Raw genomic sequence first — 23,588 nt, 5'->3', positions numbered from 1 at the left:
ACTATCCCCGCGGACCAAGATATCAGCGTTCGGTTTGACTTGATGATAGTGCTGTAGTAGTGGTGTGATAAAGGGGGCAATATCCGTACTGGTATAAACATTACCTGGGCGCAATTGAGCCTTTAAACAGTGGCCCGTTTGCCCGTCAAAAGCGACCAGCGGATGGTAACCCGTGGTACCGTAATGCGCATTAAAGGCCGTTTTTTCCTGATGACCATGAGTATCGGCGTGAGTCGAGTCAATATCGAGGATCAGCTGTTGTTGCTTGGCGCCAGTCCACGCTTGGTCAAGCAATGCTTGATTCAACGTTTGTAATGAGGTGATGGTCTGCTCGTCACAGCGTTGCCAAAAACGGGATAATGACGGTTGTGAGGCCAATTGCGGTTGTGCCAATAGTAATTTAAATGTGGGGTCATTGCGCAAACTGGTGGCAGCTAGATCGGCCGGGTAACCGGCGATCAACTGCAGCACGACCTGTTCTAGTAGACTAACGTTGCTGTAACGAGCGTAATGGCGCTGGTCATCAAAATGGACTAATTGATACGCTAAGGTCGTGAAATTGAGTTGCGCCATTAATTCTTTGACCAACACTAGCCCAGCATCAGTGGAAAGTTCACCACCAGTGTGCGAAATATGTAATTTAGGATTGAAATTAACTCGTTTTTCCGGTAAAGTTGCCATGAGAAGGACCTCTTTCTTTTGGTGGATAGCTGACTTGTGGTGAATCAACTATACCAAATCGGAGGTTCTTTTTCTGCACTAAAAAGGTGAAAAATAAAAAACACAGTACCGCCCATGATAACGGGGTGACACTGTACTTGGAGAACTTATGGTGAGTAATTCAGGGTTGATGTAATAATTTTAAATCCAACATTAATCCCTCAATCTTCTTGTCTACTCTTACTACTTTATTTTATATTTTAGCACCAAACAGTACGTTCGGCTACACATTGTAGTCGAACAAGACCGATATATTCTTATTTTATATTTATCTGAAAAATAAAGGGTTTACAATCCAGTATTGCGTTAAACTATTTAATGAAATTAAGTACACAAGGGGAGTATCCGTAAATAGTTATGTAAATTATTCGACCATAAAATAAAGGAAAAAGCCGGGACAAAAGTCCTAGCCTCTTATTGTTTCCGAACGTTATTCTAGAACGTGCGCCAAAAGTCTGAGTTCACATGCCTAACTACTACCGCCAATCCAATAACCATAGTACGGGTATTGGATTGGCTTGCGTTACACAGTGAACCCCAAAACAGACTTTTGTCCACTCCCTTCTTCCTTTATTCTTTCCCAAATATTTCCTAGTTAAATTCGTTAACTAACAACGATTGGGTATGATTAATGTTGTTTAGTAGTTGAATAGTTGATGTTTGCCATTCTTGAGCGGTGGGGATGTCCTGCGTAAATAAAAACCGCAGCGGCATAACGAGCTGATTGGCAAAAATATAGGCAGTAACGTGGTCAGTTAAGTGTTTGGCCAAAATAGTATCAGCGATAGTTTGTTCATAAGCTGACCACATTTTAAGTAGGCGTCCTTGCAAGGTTTCATTGGTTACCACTAATTTAATTAGTTGGTTCATATCACGCCAAAGATCACCTTGAGATGCTAGATGGATCAGCGTCGTTTGGTAGGCCGGCCAAATATTACCAATTGAGGTTTGCTGCTGAATAAGGTGTCTGATTAGTGAAAGCAATTCGTCCTCATTATAAAAAACGATGTCGTCCTTGGTCTTAAAATAGGTAAAAAGTGTTTTTGGTGCAATACTAGCCGTTGCAGCAATTTGCGCCACTGTAACGTTGGCAAAGCCGTTTTCTTTAAATAATTTTAGGCCATTCTCTGCGATTTCTTGTCGCTTTTCTGCCTTTTTCCGTTCACGTAAACCCATTTGTTTCCCCCATAATTATTTTTATTCGAAACCCAACTGCTAAAATAGTAAGCTGATGACATTTTTAAGTCAAATTTAAATGAGAGTTGTTTCATTTAGTGTTCATACGGACCTTGTTCTGCAGGCCAGATTGCCAGGAGCACGAACAAACTATTTAAGGTTATATCGCTTATTTGTTGTTGAGAAATAACCAGCGGGTCAGGCCGGTATCGTTTTTATTTATCCTGAAGTAAAATTATAATGTCGGCTTGGCACAATAATTAGGGCCACTTTCAAAATAAGTTATTTAATGAAAAATTAAAAACAAACTTACCGAAATCTATTGCTTTTTAGTAAGTAAATGTTATACTTACATATAGTAAGCAGGCTAAAACAGGCTTTATCTAATTCATAAAGTAGTTTTAGTTTGTTAATCTAAACTGACAAAGGGGCGTTTAAAATGACTGTTCAACTTTATACGTCATCAAGCAATGCATCTAGCCGTAAAGCGCGTGCATGGTTTACTGATCACAAGATTCCTTTTACGGAACGTAATATTATTGCGCAACCGTTAACTCAGGATGAAGTGAAACGTCTGCTGCGTCTGACCGAAAATGGGTCGGAAGATATTGTATCAACACGTGCTAAGATCTTCAAGAAACTTAACGTTGATCTAGATGAGATCTCAACTAGTAAGTTGATTGAGCTCATTTCGCAGCACCCGGATTTACTCAAACGGCCGATTATGTTTGATGAGAAACGATTGCAAGTTGGCTATAATGATGAAGAAATTCGTCGGTTCTTACCGCGGGAAACCCGAAAAATGGAAATGTTAAAAGTACGTTCACGCTTGGCGATTTAAAACAAACCAAAAGCGGGCTAAAAGGTAGACTTTATGAATGACACACTGACCAGATCGTTGATTGATTTGGTGAGCGGAGTGCTTCTGACAAGTTGCTACCTTTTAGCCCACTTTTTTTATTGGAATATTAAGTCGTTAACGTGCCGAGATTCGTTGGGTAAGTGCTTAATGTTAGTTACTTAATTTTTTTGCAATTTCCGTATAATATTTTGCAAAATAGCTCTCTTTTAAAAAGATTAAATTAATTGGATGAGTAATTTTAAAACCGTCTAGGGGTAATTCCACCAGTGTGCTTTTATCTAATTCTGACTTGATAAGCGATTTGTACATAAAACTAATCCCAACGTCACTTTTTAGTAACTCAATGATTGTTGTTGGATTGGCAATCTCAATCTGTTGATTAAACTCATTAATTTGATAATTTTGGGTTGCCAGCCAATTAGCAAAAATGGCTCTTGTGCCGGAACCACTTTCTCTAATTAAAAGTACTTCAGGTAATAAGTCGGCGATTGTGATTGTCGTTTTATCCAAGAGTGGATTCTTTTGACTGGTAACACCGATAAATTCTTCGTTTTGAATAGTAATTGCATCAAACTCGTTTTTATCAAAATTACCCTCAACAAGACCCAACTCAACCTCACCTTGGCGCAAGGCAGTTAGAATTTCAGCAGTATTATCAATCAGTGTGTGAATTTTTGTCGTTGTGGGCAGTAAATTTTTAATCAGTCGTGGCAACAAGAACGTGCTGAGGGAATACGTCGCGCCAATTTTGATTATTGGTTCTTCAGAGTTAGTCCTAATCTGCTGCAAGACGTGTTCATTTTCCAGCAAAATTCTATCAACATATTGAACTAATTGTTCACCGGCGCTGGTTAAATGAATATGGACGCCATTTTTGGCAACCAATTTAACTTCTAATTCTTGTTCTAAATTGCTGATTTGCTGTGAGACGGCCGGTTGGGTAATAAATAGGTGTTGTGCTGTTTTAGTATAGGAAAGCGTTTTGGCCAAAACGGCCAGTGTTTTATAACGGCGATCAAGCATATTAAAATTCCCCCTGCGTTTATTATAAGTAAAATTTATCTAACAACAATAAATACTAATTTTTACTTATCTGATTAGCATGATACGCTAATAACGCACAAACGACGACATCAGGGGGAGAGAAAAATGACTATATTGAAAACACGTAGTTTTTATTTAGCGGCGTTATTAACGTTGATCTGTTCAATTTTGGGAACGCTATTAGGTGGATTGCCTTACTTAAATGTGATTGGTGCGTTAGTGATCGCATTAATTTTGGGAATGTTAATGCAGCTTCATCAACCGACGATCATCCGGGCCAAGTCGGGAATTGGTTTTATTTCAAATAAATTTTTACGACTTGGTATTATTTTGTTAGGGTTTAAATTAAACCTAATTGACTTGGCACATGCAGGAGTCAAAACTATTTTATTAGCAGCCATTATTGTGACTTGTACCATCACCATCGGTTATAATATTGCTCGTAAGATGGGCGTTGAACCGCAACTTGCAATCTTAGCGGCCAGTGGGACTGGCATCTGTGGAGCGGCCGCAATAATGGGAATCTCACCACAAATTCAAGTTCCGGCCGGTCAAGAAGAAAAGAAACGAGAAGATGAAGTTTTAGCAGTAGCGATCGTTGCTATCTTGGGAACAGTCTTCACTTTAATTGAAATCGGTATTCGACCATTGCTCCAGATGACGCCAACTCAATTTGGTGTGTTGACAGGCGGTTCACTACATGAGATTGCCCATGCAGTTGCAGCGGGTGGGTCTAATGGTCCAGTTAGTTTGGACACGGCAATTATTACCAAGTTATCACGGGTGCTAATGTTAGCTCCAGCGGCATTAATTATCGGAATTTGGTATCAAAAAAAGATTAATCGGCGCCAAAATTCGGGCTCTCAAAAATTACCTATTCCGTGGTTTATGCTTGGTTTTATTATCGCTAGTGTGCTTGGAACTTTCGTACCACTTGGTGCAACTGCATTGGCCTGGTTGGTTAAACTGGCCTATCTAGTTTTAGGAATGGCAATGGCTGCTCTGGGAATGAGTGTTAATTTCAACGTCATCTTACATCGTGGTCGCAACGCACTAATTTCGGCTACGTGCACTTCCGTTATTTTGTTAACCCTCATGATTGTTGTCAGTAAGTCACTATTTTAAATAATATTATTTAAAGCCGTAACGTAGGTAATTTATGTTGCGGCCTTTATTTGTCTTTCGAATACTGTTGCTATGCCCAGGGCCGAGTAGCTTATTTTTTATACCTATTTTTCGGCTACGCTACCTATGACTATCTGTCGCGGCCAATAGTTGGTATGATAAGGGTGATCGTGATTTGTTCGTTAATAGTTAGGTTGACTGGTAAAAGTGAGAAAGGATCTGAGCAAGATCGAACAAGAATCATTATTTAATCAAAATGAAAAAAATCAACCGCTAGCTAATCGTGTCCGACCGACTAATTTAGATAACTTTGTTGGTCAGCAGCAATTGCTTGGCCCAGGGAAGGTTCTTCGCCAGTTGATTGACCATGATCAAGTGACCTCAATGATTTTTTGGGGACCACCAGGTGTTGGAAAAACGACGTTGGCACGAATTATTGCGCGGCGGACCAAAGCCACTTTTATTACTTTTAGTGCAGTGACAACCGGCATTAAGGATATAAAAAAAGTGATGAAACAGGCAGACGAAAACCAGCAATACGGCGAAAAGACAATCTTATTCTTAGATGAAATTCACCGTTTTAATAAGGCGCAGCAGGACGCTTTTTTACCTTACGTTGAAAAGGGGAGCATCACTTTAATTGGTGCCACAACAGAAAATCCGTCATTTGAAATTAATTCGGCCTTGCTGTCGCGCACGAAAGTTTTTGTGCTAAAAGCTTTGACGACAGCCGATATTAAGCAGCTATTGCAAAATGCACTTAATGATCCTCGTGGTTTTGGCAAACAGCAGATTGAACTTAGTGATGAAGTGCTGACAATGATTGCGGATTTTGCTAACGGCGATGCCCGAATGGCACTGAATACTTTGGAAATGGCCGTTCTAAACGGTGAGCAAACTGATGATAAAATTGTACTGACTAAAGAGGCCGTTGTGCAGATTACTGCCAAAAAATCGTTACTTTACGATAAACATGGCGAGGAACACTATAATTTAATTTCAGCCTTGCATAAGTCAATGCGCAATAGTGATGTTGACGCAGCAATTTACTGGCTGGCTCGAATGTTGGAAGCCGGTGAAGATCCATTATACGTTGCAAGACGGCTAGTTCGGTTTGCTAGTGAAGATGTAGGGATGGCTGATAGTCGGGCCTTAGAGATCACTGTTGCGGCCTTTCAGGCGTGCCAGTTTATTGGAATGCCTGAATGTACAGTTCATTTAACCCATGCTGTTACTTATTTAGCACTAGCGCCGAAATCGAATGCACTGTACACGGCGTATGAGGCCGCAAAGGACGATGCTTTACATCATTTAAGTGAGCCGGTGCCGCTACAAATTCGGAATGCACCAACGAAGCTCATGAAAGACCTGGATTATGGCGCCGGTTATCAGTACGCCCATGATGCCAAGGATAAATTAACCACTATGCGTACAATGCCTGATTCATTGCGTGATCGCCATTATTATCAGCCGACGACCGAGGGTTCTGAGGCAAAAGTAAAACAGCGCCTAGAACAAATTAAGGCTTGGCACGCCGAACATGATGAATAAAGCGTAATTTAATATTGAATGGCAGTGGCTAGGCGCGTTTACATTAAATTAGTAATACTACTAAAAGTATTTCCCAAACACGGCCTAGTTATGTCATTCATTGTTACTAAATATCTATTTAGAATAGGCCAACTACTGGAGACAGAATTTTTTGTTTCCAGTTTTTTGTGTTTTAAAGTGGACTCATTTTAGTGATCTAGTTTAATGGCCTACATAATTTACCCTTTAGTGATCAGTTAAGAACACTGTTATAACAGGAAACGCAACTAATAATTGCGCAATTTCCAGTTTCTAGTTGCCCTAAAGCACGGAATATTTTCTTGTTATTGGTGAATTCTGTTGGCATACTAAATGTAATTCAAAGAAGGCAGGGAGGATCTTATGACAACAGTCGTATTTGCGCAACAGCTTAGAAAGTTACGGAAAGAAAAGGGACTATCACAGGATAATATTGCGGCAAAGCTCTATATTTCTCGGCAAGCAGTTTCACGCTGGGAGAGTAAGGATGCCACACCTGATTTAACCAATTTAGTTTTGTTGGCCGATATCTTAGATGTTGGATTAGATGAATTAATTTTGGGACAAGAACAATCCAAAAAGAACGTGAATTCAGAGAAAGTTGAGGCCAGTAATAATGATTACGTTGTTAATCCGACTACTGGTGTTTATAAACATAAGCGACCAACTAATTTTTGGGAATTTATGGCCAGTTATTGGTGGGTGATTTTTGCGATTGGTGGTTGGTTAACTTGGTTTCTCCCGATAATTGTGCGCGAAGTTTTCAAGGCCATGCGGTAAGTTGAGCGAGATTCGATGGGTATTCAACACCTTTCGAAATAATTACGCTGGTGAATCCAATTATTTTGAAGATAAATAATCCTTCAGCACGTTAGTTTAATTGGTCTTTCAGTACCAGAAAAAATAAAAGTTTTTGGCCACTCTTTATAGGTGGTGGAATTTATCGCTATATAAAAAGTTAAATTAACAATGTTTTGAAAAATATTAGAACAAAAAAAGGCTGGGACAAAAATCCTAGCCTCTTTTGTTTCCGAACATTACTCTAGAACGTGCGTCAAAAGTCTGGGCTTACATTACGCACGTGAACCCAAAACTGACTTTTGTCCCACTCCCACTAGATGTGTTTAAAGATAGGTTAATTATCGTTGCGGTTACCGCCAAACAATAGAACCAAACGTAATAATTGGAGGAAGGTCGATAGTGCAGCCGCCACATAAGTCAATGCTGCAGCTGTAAGGACCTTCCGAACCATTGGGACTTCCTCACTGGATAGAACGCCACCTTCAGAAAGAATGGTCAAAGCACGATGGGAAGCGTTAAATTCAACTGGTAACGTCACTAATTGAAAGAGCAATGCTAAAGAAAAAGCTGCAATACCTAGATTAATCAGTGTTTGGTTCCAACTCAGTAAAACGCCAATTAAAATAATTGGGAATGCAGCCGTTGAACCAATATTGGCCAACGGGACAATTGCAGTTCTAATGCGCATTGGCCAATAATTTTTCTTATCTTGGACAGCATGACCACATTCATGGGCCGCAACGCCAATCGCGGCGACTGAGGTTGAATCGGCGGTTGCTTCGGAAAGGCTGAGTACCTTAGTTTTACCATTATAATTATCGGTTAAATTACCACTGATTTTTTGGACACCGACGTCACTAATACCTGATTGTTGTAGGATATAGTTAGCGGCATCAGTACCGGTAACGCCACTTTGACTGCGATATTGATCATAATGTTTAAAGGTTCGGTTAACGTAGCTCGAAGCGACCATTGAAATGATAAGGCCAATAATTACTAAAAAGTAGGTTGGGTCCCAAAAAAAGGAAACATCTAATCAGCTCCATTCGTTAATCAGTTATTAGGGTGTGTTTGAAAAAGCGTTCAGCCTCTACTTTGCAATTGCGGATAATTACTAGCTTCGCTGCCGCTGTCGATTGAACTAGGATAATCCGAAGTAATTGCAACCTAGACCGCTAAGTATCCTGATGCACCATCCGGTTTCCATTTGACTACGGCAAAATTAGCAAGGGAGCACAGGGACAAGTTTCATAACTGCCCGTGACTAAGTCCGTCTTGGTCACCGCAGAAAACTGCTTTTTCAAGCACGTTTACACTAAATTACTCAAGAAAATACTAGTAAAAGTATTTTCTAAATATAATCTAGTTTACGTTCGCGCGCGAAACTGGTTGCGACACTTGGGACAAGTTATCTTAATTTTACCTTTGCCCCGGGGAACGCGAATTCTCTGGTGGCAATTTTTACAAGTGAAAAAGCGGTATTGCTTGCGTTGTTGCCATTCGTGGTAGCGCCGGCGAGTTGGTTTGGTTAACCAAGCCGTTCGTTGTTGAAATTTAGTGTTTTCATGAGCGCGCTTATAAATATTGCGTGAGAAAATCCGCCAATAGGCGACAATCAGCACTAAAAGGCCAAGCAAGTTCAGCCAAATTGTGTGAACAAACATGGTCAATAGAATTAATATCAGACCACAAGCAATTAAAAATTTATTCAAACTATCCATAATACCGTAACGACCGCGCATAAATTGAGCGACTTTGTAGAGCCATTTTGGTGGTTGTTTCAATATAATCAGCCTCCCCTTTTTGCTTAATAGTGACACTATGCCAAATAAAAATTGAAAAGTCATCGGGCGAAAGAAGGAGAGTGGGAAAAATGGTAACTGGGATTATTTTGTAACAACCTTAAAAGCTGATGAAGATAGTGATCAGTTTTCGCACCGTTAGCATAGATAGTTAACTCAATGTTTCATTGAACACTATTATTCAGTCATTGTTACTTGTGTTCTTGCTTGATAATTCTGAATAATCATTTTAGCGATTGCGTCAGCAACATTGATATTTTTTAAAATTGGGCCGTGAGAGTAACTGCCAATCGTATTTTTATACCGCATTCCCTCAACGTGATCTTCTGGATTGTTACCAAAGCCTTCGATCATTTTACCAAGTGGCTTTAACTTATTTTTATCGTCAAAGTAAGTTCGGCCGCTGTGATTTTCAAAGGCCGCAACGGTTCCCCACTCAGTCTCGTATTTAGTGTCACCAATCATGCGTGCATCGGCCTTGAAAACAGTATGCAGCGGTAGGATACCTAACCCCTTGATGGTCGTTCCATCACTGGTTTTATAGTAGTCACCGAGTAGCTGGTAGCCGCCACAAATAGCCAACATTGGTTTGCCGGCTTCAATGTAATTACGAATTGTTTCACCGTGGCGAGGTAAGTCCTTAGCAACAACGGTTTGTTCAAAGTCCTGACCGCCGCCAAAAAACAGAAAATCATAATTTTTGGCGTCAAAGGTCTTGGTATCGATACTAACATTATCTACTTGGACATTAAAACCTTGTTGATTGAGTAAGTAACGTAAGACCTTAACATCACCAGAATCACCATACGTATTCATGAGATCTTCATAAAGATAGGCAATTTTAATTGCTTCTTTATTAATATTTTCAGTCATTTTTTCACCTTATTCCAATTATCTAACCTGCTAAAATCATAGCACATAGGGCCGCTCCTAGTCACGTGATTAGTGAAGTGATGACCATAATCTGAACGTGCTTTTTATCAGTGGCACAGTCTTAACGTGTTTTAAATGGTGGATTTTTGAATGTCACTTTGAGGGTGTTTGCAAATTACTTCTTTCTAGAAGCGTTATAGTGCACCTCACGTTGTTAATTGAACTATTATTTTATGTTAGTTGTGAATTATTTGTAAGACGCACAAATAACCTTTCTAGTTGCACCACGAGCCTACAAATTTTGGTCTAGTACGTAGCTGGCAATAACTCTCAATCGCAGAGTAGAAGCTAAGTGCTTTTTCAGGCACTAATTAATTTGTCCGAAAGCTTTTTCCTGTTTAACTGCTAAGTGGGGTAAAATGAATCTAAATAAGCGAGTTAGTTTGGAGAAAATTAATGTATTATTTTATCAACACAAGCTTTAATCAAAAAAATCAGGAATTGAACACGCACAAATGAAGCGATTGGCCTTGTTTAAGAATCATGGTGCCGCCGCGCAAATTGTTACGCGTTTTTTTTCGTTGACCCTCCACAAAACACTGCAAGATGCTGGATTAGTAGATACAGACATGGTTAACTTGTTTGATTTTTTTCAGGATAGCTTAACTTTTAAAAAGCGTTCGTTTAAGCTTGCCGACCTTGCACTTAATGCTAATTTACAGGTTATACCTAATGATGATGGTCATAGTTACCTCGTCAAGGATGGCGCCCGGCTTGTGCAGCGTATTCGGCTGCGGGCCCCAGAGTACACGGACGTTGAAACCATTTGGACCTTTGACCGCTACAATAAATTGGTTAAATCACAGTGGTGGGATTGGCGTGGTTTTATGGCGTTAGAACAATGGTATGACGTTGATGGTCAAGTTACGGTTGAGCTGGTATTTGCGCCTAGTGGTAAGCAAATTTACCAAACATTTCACACTAAGGATCAGCACGGTAAACTGGTAAATTCGTTATACCGGATTAATGATTGGCACGGTCATGAGTATTCCTTCACTGGAGAACAGGCGCTAATGCGTTTTTTCTTGGACGAGTTGAATAAAGCCAACCGGCAGAAAAACGTTTTTGTGGCCGACCGTGCCTTTGAGCTATCTTGGTCACTGCTAAATATGAAAACGCGGGCCTTTAAACTATTACATTTACACGCTAATCACTTAAATAACCCCAATAATCCCGTGACTGCTAATCTAAATTATAATTACGAGTACGCGATTAAAAATCGACATAGTTGGCAGGGAATCATTGTGCCCACGCAACAGCAACGGGAGGATCTCATCACACGTTGGGGTGACCAAGTGCCAATTTACACTTTGCCGGTTGGCGTTGTTAGTCGGCAAACGTTAGCGGCACCACCAGTACCTTGGAACACACGCCACGTTGGCCAAATTATTATGGTAGCGCGACTATCACCGGAAAAACAGCAAGAAAAGGTTATTGCGGCCTTTGAACAGATTCACCAGCGCGCACCTCAAGCGCGCTTAGCATTTTGGGGATACGCCAACGGCCAAGAAGGAACACGTTTAAAAAAATTAGTGACGAAAAAAAAGCTTCGTAATTTAGTAACCTTCCACGATTATACGCGTGATATTGCTGCGGTTTATAATCAAGCGCAGATTTTAGTTTTAGCATCCCGTTCGGAAGGCTTTTCATTGGCAATATTAGAGGCACAGTCCCACGGCTTACCTTGCGTTTCTTTTGCTGCAAAGTATGGACCGCAGGATTTAATTAGCGATGGGGTTGATGGCTATTTAGTGCCAGTTAATGACATTAGCGCGCTGGCGAATACCGTGGTTAGATTACTTAATGACGATGATAAAATGCAACAATTTAGTCATAACGCCTATTTGGCAGCAAAACGTTTTTCTGAAGATACCGTTTGGACAAAATGGCAGGTTGTTTTTCAAGCGGTTCAACGATTCTACAAGGAGGCGTGAGTGTGCTTTATTTTGTTAATGATTATTTTGTTGCTCTAAATTCAGGAATTGAGCACGCAGAAATCAAGCGCGCTCAATTATTTAAACACCAAGGGATCGCGGCCAAAATTGTTACCCAAAGTTATAATTCAATGCAGTACGCCAATAAAATGCGCTTTGGACTAAGTCAAGATCAAGTCATTAATATGTATGATTATTTTCAAGGAATAGTTGATTTAATACCTAAGGCCAATAAACGACCAACGATTGCAACGCTGAATTTGGCCGCCGATTACAATGTTCTACCAGGCAATAATGTGAGCCGTGTTTATGATGGTGATCGCTTGGTGATGGACGTTCACTTTATAGACGGAACGGTTGGTCAATTGGGGTACGTGGATCATTTTGATCAGTTTGGGAAAAAAGTATTGCGGGTACTTTGGGATTATCGCGGTTTTAAATCACGGGAAGAATTCTATAGTGGAAATGGTGATCTAGTTGGCCGAATTACGTATAATCCGGCTGGAAAACGAATAGTTGAAGAGTATTTTGCGCTTAATAAAGATAATCAACTTTATCTAAGTTCACTTCAGTTAGTGAATTATCGGCAGCAGACGCTTTATTTTACTAGCCATACTTCGTTATTTAGTTTCTTTTTGGACGAGCTTAATCGTCAAGGTGGTGATCAGGCAGCATTTATTGCGGATCGGCCAGGGATTGCTTACGATGCTGTTTTGGCGATGCAAACTAAGGCGCCCAAGTACGTTAGTATTCCAACCACCCACACGGTCAATCCAAAGGACCAAGTCAGTGCTGATTTGGCCGGAATTTATGCCAATGCACTAGTTAAACAGGTTAATCAGCTAACTGGGATAATTGTAGCCACGGAGGCGCAAAAACAAGATTTACTCAGTTGGTTTGGGGGCAAACATTCACCGGTGTCGGTGTTTGTTATTTCGCAAATTGTGGTGCCGGATCAGATTGCGCAGGCAGCACCGGTACTACTGGCTAAGCGGCACTACCATGAGGTTATTGTTGTTGGCCATTTAACTAAAGAACGGCAAACTGATCAGGTTATAACGGCATTTCAACAAATTTATGAGCTAGTACCTGACGCACGATTATTGATTTACGGTTATGGTGATCAGCAAAAAGCACTAACTGAACAAATTAAACAGGCTGGTCTGGAAGATGTTGTTTTTTTAAAGGGCTATCAACCAGATTTACGGCAAGTTTATGACCAGGCCTGGCTTTATATCAATACTTCTAGTGGTGACTCGCAACCACTAGCATTGGGTGAGGCTTTAAGTCACGGCGTACCGGCAATTGCTTATCGATTTAATTATGGGCCCGCGGATTTAATTCAAAATGGTGTTAATGGTTATTTAATCGAAAATGATGATATTTCTAAGTTGGCCCAGCAGATGTTACATGTATTAACGGATGATTCACGTTGGCAAACACTGAGTCATAATGCTTATATTAGCATGGCTGCCTATACTGAAACTAACGTCATGGCCAAGTGGCAATTTATTTCTAAATAATAAGTAAAAATTGTTGCATTTTTTGTGTTTTGAAAGCATGATAACTGTGAAATTAGGATTAACCAATCAACTGGAGGTGCTTGTTATGCAGATTAAGTTTGACGAAGCTTCATTGACTAAACTTCAACCACATTTGGGAACAGGGAAGAAGTTATTATTAACTTTTGAAGATGGTGTCGGGCCCTATTCACAGCACGCGATGATTCATATGCAGGTTCAGTTCACGTTAAACGTTATTAGTGAGGGTATGGCGACAGAGGGCTATGACCAAACGATTAGTAGCAATTTAGGCGACATTTTAGTTAAAGGCTATTCAATGGATAGTTTGGATGAAAATATGGCGGTACATTTGAATCAAACGCTGGATACCATGTTATTGTCTGGCGATATTGGTTCAATCGATGATAATATGGGCTTTATTGATTTTACAACTGCTGATGGGGTAAAAAAGAATCCAGCACGTTAATTACTATAATTTAAACAGTGAAAGCCAGTTTGTCGTTGAAAGCTTTAATTATGAAGCCAACGGTAAACTGTTTTTTTATTAACTGCTGGTGTATTCACCTTTTAAAATACTATAATAGAGTCACTAAAAAAATTTGAAAAGGTGACAAAATGAAGCGAATGCCAGCAAACGTAACCGTTAATGAAACCGATGCACAATTGAATCAGATAGAACCAGAAGAGGCCTTCAGTCAAAATCAATGCTTTGATACGCAGCAATTAGAGCAAGAAGAATTTGTAGGAAGTTACTTTAAGGAAGTTATTTTTAAAAATTGTGTTTTTAACGAAATCAATTTTGTTCGCTTGAGTTTGCACAACGTTATCTTTGATCACTGTGAGCTACTGAATAGTGAATTGATTGGTGCAGGAATGCAGCGGGTTGAGTTTCAAAACTGTAAATTAACGGGCAGTAATTTTGCCGACAGTGTTTTGCAGGATTGCCTTTTCGATAACTGTAAGGCCGACTACACAAGCTTTTCTGGTGCAAAGTTTAAACGACTAAACTTCCTGAGCAGTAATTTGATGAGTGCTGATTTTAGTTTTCTAAATTGGCAGCAGCTAGAATTTACTGACTGTCAGTTAATGGCGGCTAATTTTTTATCAACGCGACTTACTAAACTGAAGCTCAAATCGAATCAAATTGATAGCGTTAAGGTAACGGCGCAGTCGTTGGCGGGTCTGATTGTGGCGCCAGAACAAGCAGTTGATTTGTTGCTGGCGATTGGAGTTAAAGTGGATTGAATTCCGCAGGCAACTAGTTTTTAACTAGGAGTTAATGATGAGCTTACGTTGGTCCGAATAGCAAAGAATAGCTTTTTTGAAAACATAGCAAAAAACGATCAATTAAAGAATATATTAATATAACGATCCGGATAATCCGAACTTAAATTAAGTAACATTCACTTTTGTTTATGAAAATTCGCTAAAAAGCAATTGACGGATCAACTTTTATCTGTTAAGTTAGTCGGTAATAAAATTATAAGGAGTGGATAACCATTATGTCTAATTGGGACACAAAGTTTGCTAAACAGGGCTACACATTTGATGATGTACTATTAATTCCAGCTGAAAGTCACGTTTTACCACACGATGTCGATGTGAGCGTTCAATTAGCAAAGAATTTGAAGCTTAATGTACCAATTATGAGTGCCAGTATGGATACTGTTACAGAATCTAAAATGGCAATTGCCATGGCACGTCAAGGTGGACTTGGGGTTATTCATAAAAATATGACAATTGAGCGTCAGGCGGATGAGGTTCGGAAGGTTAAGCGATCCGAGAGTGGGGTTATTGTTGATCCGTTCTTCTTAACGCCTGATCGGCCCATTCAAGATGCCGAAAACCTGATGCAACGTTATCATATTAGTGGGGTGCCGATTGTTGATTCGATGGAAGCGCGGCATTTAGTTGGTATTATTACTTTCCGGGATATTCGTTTTGTGACGGATTATACTGGACGGATTGACAGTGTTATGACCAAGCAACAGTTAGTGACTGCACCAGAAGGAACGCCACTAGCTGCAGCGGAACAAATTTTACAAGAACATAAAGTTGAAAAATTACCATTAGTTGACGAAGATGGTCGTCTAAGTGGTTTGATTACGATTAAAGATATTGAAAAAGTAGTGGAGTTTCCTAACGCAGCAAAGGATAAACAAGGTCGTTTGCTAGTCGCTGCAGCAGTAGGTGTAACTAGTGATACCTTTGACCGTGCTCAGGCCTTATTAGATGCAGGGGTTGATGCGATTATCATTGATACAGCCCACGGTCATTCTGCTGGTGTTATTCGTAAGATTAAAGAGATTCGTGAACAATTTCCTGATGTAACTTTGATTGCTGGAAATGTCGCCACTGCAGAAGCTACACGAGCACTTTATGACGTTGGTGTCGATGTCGTTAAAGTAGGAATTGGCCCAGGATCGATTTGTACAACGCGAATCGTTGCTGGCGTCGGTGTTCCACAATTAACTGCCATTTATGATGCTGCAAGTGTTGCTCGTGAGTATGGAAAGACAATCATCGCGGATGGTGGAATTAAATATTCCGGTGACATCGTTAAGGCCTTGGCGGCAGGCGGTAATGCGGTTATGTTAGGTTCAATGTTAGCCGGCACTGATGAAGCACCCGGCGAATTTGAAATTTATCAGGGTCGCCGCTTTAAAACTTATCGTGGCATGGGTAGTATGGCCGCAATGGACAGTACTCATGGGTCATCTGACCGCTATTTCCAAGGGGACGTTAATGAGGCCAATAAGTTAGTCCCTGAGGGTATTGAGGGTCGGGTTGCCTATAAAGGTAGTTTGGCCGATATTGTTTACCAAATGGTTGGTGGCTTACGTGCTGGGATGGGCTACGTTGGTGCGTCCAATTTACAGCATTTGGCTGATGACGCCCAATTTGTTCGAATCTCTGGTGCTGGTTTACGGGAATCACACCCCCATGATGTTCAAATTACTAAAGAGGCGCCGAATTATTCAGTCCAATAATTGAAATGATAATTAAGCGTGGGACAAAAGTCGGTTTTTGGCGTACGTTCTAGAGTAATGATCAGAAATAGTAAGAGGCTGGGACTTTTGTCCCGGCCTTTTTTGAATTAAATGGCATAGAAATTCAGTGATTAAAAAAACTATAATTGATCAGGAATGTACATTTTTGAAGCAAAAATGTACACTTTAGATGACAATTCTTATTAGAGAGAAAAATAAATGCCACTAGGGTGTTTTTCAGGTATGTAAAAAATAAATAAATAGAAGAAGGTGAGCCTATTGGCAAAACGACCTAATCGACAAAAATTGTTAAAAAATAAATTAAAACATTTGCAGCAGGTTAGTGAACACAAGCAACAGGCCAAAGCTAAAGCACAGATTGAAGAGCAACAACAGGCGATGGCAAAGAATCTTGCATTGCTGTCAGATGAGGATGAGCCTAGCCAGCCAATAGACTCACACACCACAACAAACACTAGTTTAGCTGCCGATAGAGTAAACTCAAATTCAAAGGTACCTATAGCGGATACAGAAACCTCCACCCATGTGACTCAAGAATCTGAGAAAGAGGTTTCGCAATCAGTTAAAACAGTACCAAAAGTAATCAAAGAAGAGCAAAAAGTGATTACGCCAATAGTTGCTGCGAAACCAACTGCTACAGCAACGTTATTAAAATCGGCAGGGCAAGCGGCGGATTTAGTTAAAAGTCCTCAAGTGGCTTCCACCGCAGATCCAGCAACATCTAATCTAGTGGCTGAAAGGACAGTAAATGAACCGGCCAATCAGGTATCAAACACTGAATCTGAGCCAGTTGATTTAACGGCCCAGGCTAAAACTAGCGAGAAAATTATGGACAAAAAGGGAAATAGAAGGGGTATTTCCTGGGAAATGATCACTCAGCAGTTACAACAATGGCTTGTACAGGGAGAAATTACACGCTTACCTCAGTTGCCAATTACCCCTGCTTTATTAGTAGATTTGAACCAAAATTTACCCCATAGGTTACCTAAAAGTTATCAGCAATTTTTGACTGAATTTGGCGCAGTTGACGCATTTGGCTATTTCTTTGCCGGAAAAAGTACAAACCCAGCGGCCGATCTTACTTATTTAAACAAGGCGGTGGCAAATAGTTTGTTACCAGAAGCAACGGCTCCGCGCTTATTGGTTTTTGCAGCCAGTGAACAAGGATTTTTAGCGTATGATTATCGTGAGGAGATTGCCGGTGAACCCATTATTGTTGCCGGTTCTGGCCCGGAGCTACGGCAAGTGGCGATTGATTTCAATGATCTATTAACACAAATGTTGGAAAAATGATTTTTAAGATAGAAGCAGTAGCAATAAAAGTCTGATTAATTTTTATTGAGGCTGCTTTTTATGTGTTTTTCAAACACGACCTAGTTTTAAAACTAAAATGGGCCAATTATCTGACTAGTGTGTGCTAATTAGGATTGGCCAAAGGTTATAGCTACCTCCGTTAACTGCCGCTTGGTATACTGAAATAGATGGGAGGCGAGTGCTATTAATAAGAAAAAAATAAAACGTTGGCAAACTAAGTTACAACCCATAATTGAACAATATCAAGCAGCTAACATTAGTCGTAATGCTGTTGTTGTTGCGTATTATGCCTTACTATCTATTTTTCCCTTGATGATTTTTTTGGGTAATTTATTGCCCTTACTTGATCTCAAAGTTGATGATGTCCTGAAGTACATCAAAGTGTTGGTGCCAGCTAGCATCTACCATAATTTATTACCCCTAATTAAATCTTTTTTGACGAACGGTAATGGTGGCTTGTTGTCGATTGGTGCACTGGTGACATTATGGTCTGCCAGTAAGGGAATCGTTAATTTACGGAAAAGTGTTAATGATGTTTACGGAATTAAAACACCACAAAATGCTTTAATTAGTCGAATAATTTCTGTTTTATTAACGTTAGTTTTTATTTTGATCATGATGGCAATTGTTTTGGCCTTTGGTTTTGGTCAGGATATTTTAAATTATGTAGTCCCACGTTTGCAGTTACCGCCATTGATTTTGCAACTTTTTGCACAGTTAAGGTTACCTGTAGCAGGAATAATGTTATTAATTCTGTTGATGTTACTTTTATACATGATACCAAACGCTAAATTACATTTTCGCTGTATTTTGCCAGGGGCAATCTTGACTGCTGCCGGCTGGTTAATTTTGGCGCAGGTTTTCGCCATTTATGTGCGCTACTTTGCAAGTTCAGTTACTAGTTATGGTGCAATTGGGGCCTTTATTATTCTGATGTTTTGGTTAGATTTTATTGCAGAGATTTTACTACTTAGTTCGTTTGTTAACCGTTTAACGGAAGAACATTTCTATGGCGAAATTAAACCTAGTAAAGGAAAAGTACGTGATTTTATTGAAAATAGGCAACAAAAAAAAGATTCTAAGCCATCAGCTAATGATTAATGGCAGAATCTTTTATTTTTAATCTAAAATTAGAGTGTGTTTCAAAACTTTTTCAAATATATGCAGACTAGTTAGTGGTAGAATACTTAAAAAAATGATTTCGAATCACACTCTAGTTTCATTAATAAGCTATCGTCAATCTATTTTTAGTAACGTTTTTGTGTTTCTTGCAGAACTTCTAGGCGTTGAAAATATTCTTGTTGGGAAATATGGCCAGCAGCAAATTCCTGCTCAAGAATTTCACGGGCCGTTGTTGGCCGTTCTTGGTGAATTTCTTGGCGAACAGTTTCACGTTTACGATTGAAGGCGATGACAGTGATGATGGCGCCAAGCACTACCAAAAGTGTGAGCCAGCCGAAAGCACCCGTACCATTACTCATCATATGCCCAAAACCGCCAGTCACCAAACTTGTACATTGCGTCATCATTATCAAGACCTCGCTTTCTTTAACTCTATTGTAACCCTTATCAATCACTTTAGACGAGCATTTTACTTAAAATTTAAGAATTAATTTAAAAGTCAAATCTTATTAACAAAATTAGATTAAAAACGAATTTCCTAATCCTGTTAGTGATCAATTTTGTTCCAGCATTAAATTATGTTAAGGTAACGATATTATTAACGAATTGGAAAAGGGGATTACTATGTTTGAACCAACAAAAAAGCATCGAACAGCAAAGGAAGTAGCGGAATTATTACCTAAAGAGGTTATTAATTTAATTTGGAATACGTTAAGTGATTTTCGTAAACAAAAGAAGTTAGTACAATCTCCCTTGGCCGTTGCCTTTAGCGATGATTTTGATGCAACAACCATCTACATCCTTATTTTACAAAATAATGCTGGGTTGGCCGAAGAAGTAAAACTAGATTATTCGGGTAATAAAGATTTTCTGGGTAAGGGAACAATCTTAATCGTCAGCGATAAAGCTAAAACAATTTCGATGACGATTAGTGAAGCAAATAAGCAGAATAAAAAAACAAAATAGATACCATTTACTCGTCAATGGCGAGTGACTACCTGATATTAATGTTTAAATTGTTGAATAAGTTGTACTCAAAAAACCAATTTTTGTGTTTGATTATGATCAAAAGGCCCTCTGCTATGCAAACAGTAGGTCGATGCTAGAAGTCTGGGGACTTTTCCAGAATTATTGTTCAAAATTCGAATTATTCTTTAAAACGGTCCTTAAGATGGTTTAAAATCAACTCACTAATTGGTATTTTTTAACGATCCAATCTTTCAGTTCAACTGGGTTCACAGGAACGTTTAAGAAGAGATTGACTTGTTCTACAAAAGCGCTATATTGATGACAAATAGTTCATTTTGATTAGATTGTATTTCAAACTATTTTGAACCTTTTTTTACTAGTAAGTTAGTAAAAATGTGTTTCAGTAGTTGGTGTCTTGAGAATACTTTCTGTTTCGATATGGCTTTTTTGGTGTTTAATTAAGAGCGTGTGCGAATAAAATTTTAAAGGCGTTCGTAATAGAGGGATCTGGGAAATATGGCAAAAGAGATTAAAACGACAGCGCCAGACACGATGAATCAATTGGCGGCCGTTGAGCCAAGCGCTGTTTATAAGAAACTGGGTGTTGATCAAACTGGTTTAACTAGTGCGGCGGCGACCAAGCGACAACAAAAATACGGTAAAAATTTAATTGAAAAATCCGCGAAGGAACCATTGATAAAAATCTTTTTGAGTAATTTTACTAGCGTAATGGCCATTTTACTGTGGGTGGGTGGTTTCATTGCAATTATTGCCCATATGCTTGAGCTTGGAATTGCTATTTGGTTAGTTAATGTAATCAATGGTGTTTTTAGCTTTTGGCAAGAATTTCAGGCCGGCAAAGCAACGGAGGCCTTAAGCCAAATGCTACCGGCGCACGCTCGTGTTTTGCGTGATGGCAAACAAAGTGAAATTTTGGCGGAAGATTTGGTCCCGGGCGATACGATCTACGTTGAAGAGGGCGATAATATCTCCGCTGATGCGCGCTTAATTCAAACAACCAATATGAAAGTTGACCAATCAACCTTAACGGGCGAATCAGCAGCAGTTTCCAAGCGCGCTGATTCCGTTAGTAAATTAAATGTTGGTCACGCAGAATTAAGTAATATGATTTTTGCCGGGACTTCAGTCTCTAGCGGCAGCGCTACAGCCGTTGTCCTTTCCACGGGAATGAAAACCGATTTTGGTAAAATTGCTCGTTTAACTCAGTCAGTGGGTAATGTTGAAAGCCCATTGGAAAAGGAACTAGATCGTTTAACGCGGCAAATCTCACTCATTGCAATTTCGTTAGGGGTCTTTTTCTTCATTGCGGCCGTCTTTTTTGTTCATTATCCGTGGGCGCAAGCATTTATATTTGCACTTGGAATGATTGTTGCCTTTATTCCTGAGGGGCTGCTGCCTACTGTTACCTTGTCGTTAGCGATGGCGGTTAACCGAATGGCTAAGAAGCACGCATTGGTTAAACAATTGTCTAGTGTTGAAACATTGGGTGAGACTTCGGTAATTTGTTCAGATAAAACTGGTACGCTAACGCAAAATCAGATGACGGTTAGCCATTTGTGGTTGCCTAAAGAAGAACTGGAAGTTACTGGGCTTGGGTACGCGCCAAAAGGTAAGATTATTTCTAAGTCAGATGCACAATTTGATGCAACAAAAGATCCAGATGCACAGCAACTTTTACGTGGTGCGGCTCTAGCAAGTAATGCACGTGTAGTGCCGCCGTCACCAAAAAACGATAATTATACGGTTTTAGGGGACCCTACAGAAGCTTGTTTGACGGTTGTTGCTGAAAAGGCAGGGCTGGATCTGACCATGGAAGCAAAAAAGACGCCCCGAATAAAGGAATTACCCTTTGATTCAGTTCGAAAACGAATGACGACCATTCATAGTAATGGGGCCCAAGATTTAACTTACACAAAGGGTGCACCTAATGAAGTTGTTGCCTTGTGTCAGAAAATGCAAGTTAACGGCAAGGTTGTTCCGTTAACGGCAGAAGATCGTGAAAGGATTATGCAGGCAAATGACAATTATGCTAAAGAAGGGTTACGTGTTCTAGCAATTGCTTATAGTGATTTACCTGCCGATCAAGATTTAGATGCTGCCACGATTGAAACTGTTGAAAAGGATTTAACTTTTGTTGGCTTGACCGTGATGCTTGATCCGCCACGACCAGAGGTTAAGGCGGCCGTTGAAGAATGTCACCGGGCAAATATTCAAATTATCATGGTCACAGGTGACTATGGATTAACTGCCAAAAGCATTGCTCAGAAAATTGGCATTGTCCAGGGGGATGATGTTCGTGTTGTGACTGGCCAAGAGTTAAAAACGATGACCGACCAAGAGTTGAAAAAGGCCTTAAGTGGCCAAATCATTTTTGCCCGAATGGCGCCTGAACAAAAATTCCGGGTAGTTTCAATGTTACAAACAATGAACAAAATTGTTGCCGTAACCGGTGATGGCGTTAACGATGCACCGGCTTTGAAGAAGGCTGATATCGGGATTGCAATGGGTGTGACTGGTACTGACGTTGCTAAAGAAGCAGCGGATATGATTTTAACCGATGATAATTTTGCATCAATTGTTCGTGCAATTGAAGAAGGACGGACAGTCTTCAATAATATCAAGAAGTTTTTATTGTATATTTTAAACAGCAATATGCCAGAAGCAACGCCATCCGCTGTCTTTCTATTTTCTCGTGGTGGAATTCCGCTGCCGTTAACGGTTATGCAGATTTTGTCCGTCGATTTAGGCACGGATATGTTACCGGCGTTGGGTCTTGGGACTGAACAAGCTGAATCCGGTATAATGGATCAGCCGCCACGCTCGCAGAACGAGAAGCTACTTAACAAGGGAATTATTTTTAAGGCATTCTTCTGGTACGGCTTAGTTGCCGCAATTATTTCTTTTGGGGCCTACCTATACGTTAATTTTGCTTATGGTTATAGTCTGACCAATTTGGCAACTCACGGTGTTGTTTATCAAGAAGCGACTACCATGACGTTAGCGGCAATTGTTTTCTGCCAGATTGCGGCGGCAATTAATTGTCGAACAATCAACGAATCAGTCTTTAAGGTTGGAATCTTTAGTAATCACCGGGTGCTTTTTGGGATTGTTTTTGAGATTGTCCTATTAGCTTGCTTAATTTACGTACCATTTTTACAAGGTATTTTTAATACAGCGCCATTACAAGTACATGAATGGATTTTCTTGGTTATCATTCCAATACCGTTAATTTTAGTTGAGGAAATTCGTAAATGGGTGGTACGTCGTCGAAGGGCTAGAGCATGATTTAGGAAGGTAAAAGGAGCCTATTTACTGCTAGTTAGCACATTTTAATGCGCTTAAGGCTGTGGCTTGTGCTGTATCAATTAACGATTAAACGTACATGATTTTTTACCATTTTACAGAAAATAATTGACGGTTACCTTAATCTATGCTATTCTCATCATAATTTAATAATATCTGATGTGAACGTGATTAGGTTAGTAGCAATTTATCTCGGTGTTTAGAGAATTGACGAATGGTGCAAGTCAAGCAGGGTAACTTTGTGAATTATACGTTCAGAATCAATTGGCTTTTAGTCATTAATAGTTTGAGTGCAGCAAGTTATTTTGTTGAAATTGGGTGGTACCACGCAAAAGCGTCCCTGTTATCGTAATTGATAA

Annotated in this window: 19 protein-coding genes and 1 pseudogene; 13 read left to right on the top strand and 7 right to left on the bottom strand. The window is 39.8% G+C overall.

Annotation, left to right across the window (positions count from 1 at the left end; genetic code table 11):
* Positions 1-681 (bottom strand): IS1380 family transposase (locus EKM61_RS04505; RefSeq protein ID WP_125636161.1); only part of this gene is annotated, 681 nt, incomplete at its 3' end.
* A gap of 630 nt (positions 682-1,311) precedes the next feature.
* Positions 1,312-1,896: a TetR/AcrR family transcriptional regulator gene (locus tag EKM61_RS04500; protein ID WP_068226022.1), complete on the bottom strand. Its 585-nt coding sequence runs from the start codon at positions 1,894-1,896 to the stop codon at positions 1,312-1,314.
* Between the two features lie 439 nt (positions 1,897-2,335).
* Here EKM61_RS04500 and spx point away from each other — a divergent pair, with 439 nt between their 5' ends.
* A complete protein-coding gene (gene spx, locus EKM61_RS04495) occupies positions 2,336-2,737 on the top strand; it encodes a transcriptional regulator Spx (RefSeq protein ID WP_068226023.1) in 402 nt (133 codons plus the stop codon).
* 171 nt (positions 2,738-2,908) lie between these two features.
* Here the strand turns inward: spx and EKM61_RS04490 are convergent, their stop codons facing one another.
* Positions 2,909-3,781, bottom strand: a complete 873-nt coding sequence (locus tag EKM61_RS04490) for a LysR family transcriptional regulator (RefSeq protein ID WP_068226024.1) — start codon at positions 3,779-3,781, stop codon at positions 2,909-2,911.
* A gap of 126 nt (positions 3,782-3,907) precedes the next feature.
* On the opposite strand from EKM61_RS04490, the gene EKM61_RS04485 reads away from it, so the two are divergent.
* The 3 genes from EKM61_RS04485 (at position 3,908) to EKM61_RS04475 (ending at position 7,276) form a co-directional block, all read left to right on the top strand.
* Positions 3,908-4,927, top strand: coding sequence for a YeiH family protein (locus tag EKM61_RS04485; RefSeq protein ID WP_068226025.1), 1,020 nt, complete (start codon positions 3,908-3,910; stop codon positions 4,925-4,927).
* Between the two features lie 228 nt (positions 4,928-5,155).
* Positions 5,156-6,478, top strand: coding sequence for a replication-associated recombination protein A (locus tag EKM61_RS04480; RefSeq protein WP_068226290.1), 1,323 nt, complete (start codon positions 5,156-5,158; stop codon positions 6,476-6,478).
* Positions 6,479-6,859: 381 nt separating this feature from the next.
* Complete coding sequence (locus EKM61_RS04475) at positions 6,860-7,276, top strand: helix-turn-helix domain-containing protein (protein ID WP_068226026.1); 417 nt, start codon at positions 6,860-6,862, stop codon at positions 7,274-7,276.
* A gap of 355 nt (positions 7,277-7,631) precedes the next feature.
* On the opposite strand, the pseudogene EKM61_RS04470 reads toward EKM61_RS04475, so the two are convergent.
* From EKM61_RS04470 to EKM61_RS04460, 3 genes and pseudogenes are all read right to left on the bottom strand, one after another.
* A pseudogene (locus EKM61_RS04470) lies at positions 7,632-8,312 on the bottom strand (zinc metallopeptidase); the annotation flags it as partial.
* A gap of 352 nt (positions 8,313-8,664) precedes the next feature.
* A complete protein-coding gene (locus tag EKM61_RS04465; protein ID WP_068226028.1) occupies positions 8,665-9,081 on the bottom strand; it encodes a zinc ribbon domain-containing protein in 417 nt (138 codons plus the stop codon).
* Between the two features lie 195 nt (positions 9,082-9,276).
* Positions 9,277-9,972 (bottom strand): type 1 glutamine amidotransferase, encoded by a 696-nt coding sequence (locus tag EKM61_RS04460; protein ID WP_068226029.1) that lies wholly within the window; start codon positions 9,970-9,972, stop codon positions 9,277-9,279.
* Positions 9,973-10,487: 515 nt separating this feature from the next.
* Here EKM61_RS04460 and EKM61_RS04455 point away from each other — a divergent pair.
* From EKM61_RS04455 to EKM61_RS04425, 7 genes are all read left to right on the top strand, one after another.
* The gene (locus tag EKM61_RS04455) at positions 10,488-11,966 is read left to right on the top strand and encodes a glycosyltransferase (protein WP_068226030.1); all 1,479 of its coding nucleotides are present in this window, start codon (positions 10,488-10,490) and stop codon (positions 11,964-11,966) included.
* A 2-nt stretch (positions 11,967-11,968) separates the two neighbouring features.
* Positions 11,969-13,489, top strand: coding sequence for a glycosyltransferase (locus EKM61_RS04450; RefSeq protein WP_068226031.1), 1,521 nt, complete (start codon positions 11,969-11,971; stop codon positions 13,487-13,489).
* An 85-nt stretch (positions 13,490-13,574) separates the two neighbouring features.
* Entirely contained in the window at positions 13,575-13,955 is a 381-nt protein-coding gene (locus EKM61_RS04445; protein ID WP_068226032.1) for an iron-sulfur cluster biosynthesis family protein, read from the top strand.
* Positions 13,956-14,104: 149 nt separating this feature from the next.
* The gene (locus EKM61_RS04440; protein ID WP_068226033.1) at positions 14,105-14,734 is read left to right on the top strand and encodes a pentapeptide repeat-containing protein; all 630 of its coding nucleotides are present in this window, start codon (positions 14,105-14,107) and stop codon (positions 14,732-14,734) included.
* Positions 14,735-14,991: 257 nt separating this feature from the next.
* Positions 14,992-16,479 (top strand): IMP dehydrogenase, encoded by a 1,488-nt coding sequence (guaB, locus tag EKM61_RS04435; RefSeq protein WP_068226034.1) that lies wholly within the window; start codon positions 14,992-14,994, stop codon positions 16,477-16,479.
* A gap of 279 nt (positions 16,480-16,758) precedes the next feature.
* Positions 16,759-17,793, top strand: coding sequence for an SMI1/KNR4 family protein (locus EKM61_RS04430; RefSeq protein WP_068226035.1), 1,035 nt, complete (start codon positions 16,759-16,761; stop codon positions 17,791-17,793).
* 204 nt (positions 17,794-17,997) lie between these two features.
* Complete coding sequence (locus EKM61_RS04425) at positions 17,998-18,915, top strand: YihY/virulence factor BrkB family protein (RefSeq protein WP_075168914.1); 918 nt, start codon at positions 17,998-18,000, stop codon at positions 18,913-18,915.
* Positions 18,916-19,061: 146 nt separating this feature from the next.
* Here EKM61_RS04425 and EKM61_RS04420 read toward each other — a convergent pair whose 3' ends face one another.
* Positions 19,062-19,343 (bottom strand): hypothetical protein, encoded by a 282-nt coding sequence (locus tag EKM61_RS04420; RefSeq protein ID WP_068226037.1) that lies wholly within the window; start codon positions 19,341-19,343, stop codon positions 19,062-19,064.
* 217 nt (positions 19,344-19,560) lie between these two features.
* Between EKM61_RS04420 and EKM61_RS04415 the strand changes: the two genes are divergently transcribed.
* A complete protein-coding gene (locus tag EKM61_RS04415) occupies positions 19,561-19,902 on the top strand; it encodes a hypothetical protein (protein WP_068226038.1) in 342 nt (113 codons plus the stop codon).
* A gap of 531 nt (positions 19,903-20,433) precedes the next feature.
* Positions 20,434-23,211, top strand: coding sequence for a cation-translocating P-type ATPase (locus EKM61_RS04410; RefSeq protein ID WP_404802799.1), 2,778 nt, complete (start codon positions 20,434-20,436; stop codon positions 23,209-23,211).
* The last annotated feature ends 377 nt before the right edge of the window (positions 23,212-23,588 follow it).

The organism is Loigolactobacillus backii, from assembly GCF_003946275.1.
Taxonomy (GTDB): domain Bacteria; phylum Bacillota; class Bacilli; order Lactobacillales; family Lactobacillaceae; genus Loigolactobacillus; species Loigolactobacillus backii.
This window is presented reverse-complemented; position numbering and strand designations above follow the sequence as displayed.

What these genes read in the sequence shown, in the direction of transcription:
- EKM61_RS04475 (WP_068226026.1), top strand. Translation starts at nt 6,860, where the DNA reads ATGACAACAGTCGTATTTGCGCAACAGCTTAGAAAGTTACGGAAAGAA.
- EKM61_RS04455 (WP_068226030.1), top strand. Translation starts at nt 10,488, where the DNA reads ATGAAGCGATTGGCCTTGTTTAAGAATCATGGTGCCGCCGCGCAAATT.
- spx (WP_068226023.1), top strand. Translation starts at nt 2,336, where the DNA reads ATGACTGTTCAACTTTATACGTCATCAAGCAATGCATCTAGCCGTAAA.
- EKM61_RS04445 (WP_068226032.1), top strand. Translation starts at nt 13,575, where the DNA reads ATGCAGATTAAGTTTGACGAAGCTTCATTGACTAAACTTCAACCACAT.
- EKM61_RS04460 (WP_068226029.1), bottom strand. Translation starts at nt 9,972, where the DNA reads ATGACTGAAAATATTAATAAAGAAGCAATTAAAATTGCCTATCTTTAT.
- EKM61_RS04490 (WP_068226024.1), bottom strand. Translation starts at nt 3,781, where the DNA reads ATGCTTGATCGCCGTTATAAAACACTGGCCGTTTTGGCCAAAACGCTT.
- EKM61_RS04415 (WP_068226038.1), top strand. Translation starts at nt 19,561, where the DNA reads ATGTTTGAACCAACAAAAAAGCATCGAACAGCAAAGGAAGTAGCGGAA.
- EKM61_RS04440 (WP_068226033.1), top strand. Translation starts at nt 14,105, where the DNA reads ATGAAGCGAATGCCAGCAAACGTAACCGTTAATGAAACCGATGCACAA.
- guaB (WP_068226034.1), top strand. Translation starts at nt 14,992, where the DNA reads ATGTCTAATTGGGACACAAAGTTTGCTAAACAGGGCTACACATTTGAT.
- EKM61_RS04485 (WP_068226025.1), top strand. Translation starts at nt 3,908, where the DNA reads ATGACTATATTGAAAACACGTAGTTTTTATTTAGCGGCGTTATTAACG.
- EKM61_RS04500 (WP_068226022.1), bottom strand. Translation starts at nt 1,896, where the DNA reads ATGGGTTTACGTGAACGGAAAAAGGCAGAAAAGCGACAAGAAATCGCA.
- EKM61_RS04420 (WP_068226037.1), bottom strand. Translation starts at nt 19,343, where the DNA reads ATGATGACGCAATGTACAAGTTTGGTGACTGGCGGTTTTGGGCATATG.